Annotated in this window: 5 protein-coding genes; 1 reads left to right on the forward strand and 4 read right to left on the reverse strand. The window is 80.1% G+C overall.

The features are described from left to right. Window positions 1–17: 17 nt before the first annotated feature. From WDV85_RS14640 to purN, 3 genes are read right to left on the reverse strand one after another with little or no spacing between them, the layout of a single operon-like run. On the reverse strand, window positions 18–380 hold the full coding sequence (locus tag WDV85_RS14640; RefSeq protein WP_339571323.1) for a DUF3017 domain-containing protein: 363 nt from the start codon (window positions 378–380) through the stop codon (window positions 18–20). 5 nt (window positions 381–385) lie between these two features. Continuing rightward, window positions 386–2,047: a bifunctional phosphoribosylaminoimidazolecarboxamide formyltransferase/IMP cyclohydrolase gene (gene purH, locus WDV85_RS14645; RefSeq protein ID WP_339571324.1), complete on the reverse strand. Its 1,662-nt coding sequence runs from the start codon at window positions 2,045–2,047 to the stop codon at window positions 386–388. Further along, a complete protein-coding gene (purN, locus tag WDV85_RS14650; RefSeq protein ID WP_339571325.1) occupies window positions 2,044–2,736 on the reverse strand; it encodes a phosphoribosylglycinamide formyltransferase in 693 nt (230 codons plus the stop codon). Before purN ends, purH begins: the two co-directional genes overlap by 4 nt. 51 nt (window positions 2,737–2,787) lie before the next feature. Between purN and WDV85_RS14655 the strand changes: the two genes are divergently transcribed. Further along, a complete protein-coding gene (locus WDV85_RS14655) occupies window positions 2,788–3,291 on the forward strand; it encodes a hypothetical protein (RefSeq protein ID WP_339571326.1) in 504 nt (167 codons plus the stop codon). 17 nt (window positions 3,292–3,308) lie between these two features. Here the strand turns inward: WDV85_RS14655 and WDV85_RS14660 are convergent, their stop codons facing one another. Further along, complete coding sequence (locus tag WDV85_RS14660; protein ID WP_339571327.1) at window positions 3,309–4,877, reverse strand: cell division protein PerM; 1,569 nt, start codon at window positions 4,875–4,877, stop codon at window positions 3,309–3,311. Window positions 4,878–4,970 lie beyond the last annotated feature (93 nt).

The following is a 4,970-nucleotide window of genomic DNA, read 5'->3' on the forward strand; positions in this document are numbered from 1 at the left end:
CGGCGTCGGACGCGAGGTCAGACGCGGGGCTCCCCGCCGGGCGTGAGCAGCGAGAGCAGGACGAGGGCGACCGCGAGGACGAGGACGACGGCCGCGTCCACCGCCCGCGAGCGCACCGCCAGCGGCCCCGCGGCGCGGGTGGACCCCGTCAGGCGCACCACCGCGACGACGACGAGTCCCGCGCCGAGGACGAGTCCCGTGGCCCGGAAGCCGAGGACCACGCCGGAGACCAGCGCCCCCGCGACGAGCGCCGCCACCGCCACGAGGACGGCGCTGCCCCGCCGCCCCGCCGTCGCGTCGACCTCCGCACCCCGTCCCCCGACCTCGGGGACGTCGGGCGCCTGGCCCTCGACCCCGTCCGGGGGCCCCTCCTCCGGCACGGGGCTCAGTGCGTGAAGTGGCGGGCGCCGGTGAGGTACAGCGCCGCCCCGGCGGCCTGCGCCGCGGCCACGACCTCCTCGTCCCGCACCGACCCGCCCGGCTGGACGACGGCGCGGACGCCGGCGTCGAGGAGCACCTGCAGGCCGTCGGCGAAGGGGAAGAAGGCGTCGGAGGCGGCCACCGACCCGGCGGCGCGCTCGCCGGCGCGCGCGACGGCGAGCCGCGCCGAGTCGACCCGGTTGACCTGGCCCATGCCGACGCCCGTCGTGGCGCGCCCGGACGCCAGGAGGACGGCGTTGGAGCGCACGGCGCGCACCGCGCGCCAGGCGAAGGCCAGGTCGGCGAGCACGTCGGCCCCCACGGGCGCCCCGGCCGCCAGCGTCCACCCGCTCGGGTCGTCGCCGGGCGCCTGGAGCCGGTCGGCGGTCTGGACCAGGAGACCGCCGTCGACGGGCTTGACCTCCAGCCGGTCGCCGCCCGCGGGGGCGTCGGCGCGCAGGAGCCGCACGTTCTTCTTGCGGGTGAGCACCTCGAGGGCGTCGGCGTCGAAGGCGGGCGCGACGACGACCTCGGTGAACACCTCGGCGACCTGCTCGGCCATGGCCGCGGTGACCGGCCGGTTGACGGCGATGACGCCGCCGAACGCCGACACGGGGTCGCAGGCGTGCGCCGCCCGGTGCGCCGTCGCCACGTCCGTGGCCACGGCGATGCCGCAGGGGTTGGCGTGCTTGATGATCGCCACGCACGGCTCGTCGTGGTCGTGGGCGGCCCGCCAGGCGGCGTCGGCGTCCGTCCAGTTGTTGAAGCTCATCTCCTTGCCGTGCAGCTGCTCGGCCCCGGCGAGGCCGGGCGCCGCCGCGCCCCCCGCGGGGCGGTAGAGCGCCGCCCGCTGGTGCGGGTTCTCCCCGTAGCGCAGGGACGCCGTCCGCGCGTAGGCGAGCTCGAGCCGCTCGGGCGGGGCGCCCGGGGCGTCCCCGGCCCCGTCCTCGGCCACGGGCTCCTGCCCCGCCGTCGACGGCACGAGGACGTCGCGCGTCCACGCGGCGACGGCGGCGTCGTAGGCGGCGGTGGCCGCGAAGGCGCGCGCGGCCAGCCGGGCTCGGGCCGCCAGGTCGAAGCCCCCGCCGGCCGCGGCCGCGAGGACCTCGTCGTAGGCGTCCGGGCTCGTGACGACGGCCACGCTGGGGTGGTTCTTCGCGGCGGCCCGGACCATCGAGGGGCCGCCGATGTCGATCTGCTCGACGCACTCCTCGACGCCGGCGCCGCTCGCGACCGTCCGCTCGAAGGGGTAGAGGTTCACGACCACGAGGTCGAACGGCTCGACGCCGAGGTCGGCGAGCTGGGCCTCGTGCTCCGGCCGCCGGCGGTCGGCGAGGATCCCCGCGTGCACGCGCGGGTGCAGGGTCTTGACCCGGCCGTCGAGGCACTCGGGGAAGCCCGTGAGGTCCTCCACCGCCGTCACGGGGACGCCGGCGGCCGCGATGCGCGACGCGGTCGAGCCGGTCGAGACGAGGGCCACGCCTGCGTCGTGCAGCCCCCGGGCCAGGTCTTCCAGGCCCGTCTTGTCCCAGACGGAGACGAGGGCCCGGCGCAGCGGCCGCCGGCCTCCGGCCTCGGTGCTGGTGGGGGCGGCGGACGGCGAGGCGTCGGTGGTCGGGGAGCTCACGGGAGGTGCACCTTCCGGGGGTCGTCGGGCGAGGTGGTCCAGCCGCCGCGGGCCATGCGCCCGACGACGTCGACGAGCAGGGGCCGCTCGGCGGCCTTGATCCGCTCGTGGAGGGTCGCGACGTCGTCGTCCTCGAGCACGGGGACCGCCACCTGGGCGAGCACCGCACCCGTGTCGACGCCCTCGTCGACGAGCAGCACGGTGGCGCCGGTGACCTTGACGCCGTAGGCGAGCGCGTCCGCGGGGGCGCGGGTGCCGGGGAAGGACGGCGACAGCGCCGGGTGGGTGTTGACGACGCGCCCGCCGAGGCGGGCGAGGAAGGCGGGCCCGACGAGCTTCATGAAGCCGGCGAGCACGACGAGGTCGGGCTCGAGCGCCGTGACCGCGCGGGTCAGCGCGACGTCCCAGGCGGCGCGGTCGGGGTGGTCGCGCAGGGCGACGACCTCGGCGGGCAGCCCGGCCGCGCGGGCCCGGTCCAGCGCCGGCGCGTCCGCGCGGTCCGCGACCACGCCGACGACCTCGGCGCCCCAGCCGGGCCGGCGGGAGGCCTCGAGCAGCGCCCCGAGGTTCGTGCCCGCCCCCGAGACGAGGACGACGACGCGGGACGCCCGCCCGCCCACCGCGGCGGGGACGGCCGCGGGGTCGGGCGCCGACGGCTCCCCGGGTGCCGCGGTACCGCCTGCCGTCACGGTCGGAGACCATAGCGGCACGCCCGGCGACCGCCGGAGCGCGACGAGCCCGTGGAGGACACCGTGGCCGCCCCCGGCAGCACCCCGCCCCGCCGCTCCCCCGGTGGCTCCGACGGCCAGGGCGGGTCCGGCGAGCCCGGTGGACGGCACGACGCCCCGGAGCGGGGCCCGGCCGCCGACGCGGTGCGGCGCTCGCTCCTCTTCTCGCTGCTGCTCCTCGGGGCGCTGCTCGCCGAGCGCCTCCCCTTCCCGTGGTCGGGGGTCGGCCTGCTCTTCACGGCGGGGGCGCTCGTCGCGGGCGGCCTCGCCCTCGCCGACGCGGTGCGCGCCCGGCGCAGCGGCACGCTCGTGGTGCTGTCGGCGGGGATGGTGCTGGCGCTCTTCGTCCTCGTGGCGCAGGTGGTCGCGCTGGTCGTGTGGCCGCTCCAGGACGGCCTGCGGGACTGCCTCGCCGGCGCCGTCACGGAGCAGGCGCAGGCGGTCTGCCAGCAGCAGTCCGTCGAGGACCTCACCCGCTGGGCGGAGGGGCTGAGGGGCCTCGCGTCCGGCGGCTGAGCGCCGGCACCGGCTCGTCAGCCCTCGTCGCTCCGCGCCCGCACCGCCCGCCGCGGGCCGACCCCCGCCGGCACCAGCAGCACCGCGGCGGCGCCCAGGGCCACGAGGAGCCCGACGGCCCCCCCGGTCTGCCAGGCGACGGGTCCGACCCGCCCCAGCGCCCCCGGGCCCACCGGGCCCGACGACAGGAGGGCGAGCAGCGCGGCTCCGGCCCCCGCGACCGCACCCGTCCCCGCGGCGCGCAGGAGCGCGGGCAGCCCGCGCCGGGCCAGCTCGCTCCGCAGGCGCTGCGCCGTGCCGGCCTCCTCCTCGCCGTCGCCGTCGCCGTCGCCCTCGCCGTGGGCGGGGACGGGGGCGGCCAGCGGCGCGAGCAGCCGCAGCCGCGCCGCGGCGACGGCGCCCGCGGCCACCGGCAGGAGGACGACCACCCACAGCCACCCGCCACCCGTGCCCTGCTGCGGCAGGCCGCCGAGGAGGGGCAGCGCCGGCAGCAGCCCGAGGTCGGTGCCCCCCGGCGTCACGGACGTGCCCGCGCCGACGGCGAAGCCGGGGCCGGCCGTCCACGACAGGGCCCACACGAGCGCCGTCGGCAGCAGGAGGAGCTGGCCGAGCACGAGGACGGCACCGCCGACCACGCCCGCGTCCAGGGCGCCCTGCAGGTCGAGCACCTGGGGGGCGCCCGCGGCCAGGGACACGACGAGGCAGGCGCCCGCGCCCACGAGGCACCAGGCCAGGGCGCGGCCGCCGGCCGCGGCCACCGGCCGGGCGGCGAGGGGCACGCGCACGAGGTCCGCCAGCGCGGGCAGCAGCCGCGGGGCCGGGACGGCGCGCCGGCGCGGGCCCGCGGCGGACAGGCGCAGGCGGGCCGCCGCCATGGCGGCGCCCGCGGACGTGCCCGCCACGACGAGCGCGCCGAGGGCGGCCGAGCCCGGACCGGGCCGCACGACCGGTGAGCCGGCGACGAGGGCCACGGCCGTCGTCAGCACGACGTAGGAGGCGACGACGCCCGCCAGCGCCACCACGAGCGCGCCGTCGAGGCCCGAGCGGGCCGACCGGGACGCCGGGTGGGTGGCCTCGAGCGCCACCGCGGTCCTGCGGCCGGCGGAGACGCACCACGCCACGGGCAGCAGGGCGAGGCCCAGGGGCCACAGCGCGAGGCTGCCGCCGGGGACGGCGAGCGCGGTGCCGTGCGCGAGCAGCCACCCGTCGGCGGCGACGCGCAGCGCGCCGTCCCACGTGGCCCCCGTCCGCGACGCCACGAGCCAGACGGCCATGACCGGGGCCACGACGCAGAGCAGCGACCCGAGCACCGCCTGGGCGCCCGCCAGCAGGCCGATGAGCAGCGGCGAGCGCAGGAGCGCCCCGCCCGGCGCGGCCGGGACGGCGAGGTGGGCCCCCGCGGGCGTCGACGGCGCGGCGACGTCCCCCGGCGCCGTGGGCCCCGCCGAGTCTCCCTCGAGCCCGTCCTCCCCGGGCGCGCACGGCGTCGAGCCCTCGTCGAAGGGCTCGTCCTCGGCGCGCGCGTGCGCCGGGGCGTCGTCCGCGGACGGTGCGGCGGGGTGTCGGGGCGGGCGCGGCGTGGACATCCCCGCCATGCTCCCCGACGCCGGGTCGGGCGAGGACGAGCGCCACGCCGCCGCGGCCCGCACCGGGACGCGGGGGGGGGGGGGGAGAACCGA

Origin of the sequence: Pseudokineococcus sp. 5B2Z-1, assembly GCF_037482305.1 — a bacterium.
Lineage (GTDB): Bacteria > Actinomycetota > Actinomycetes > Actinomycetales > Quadrisphaeraceae > Pseudokineococcus.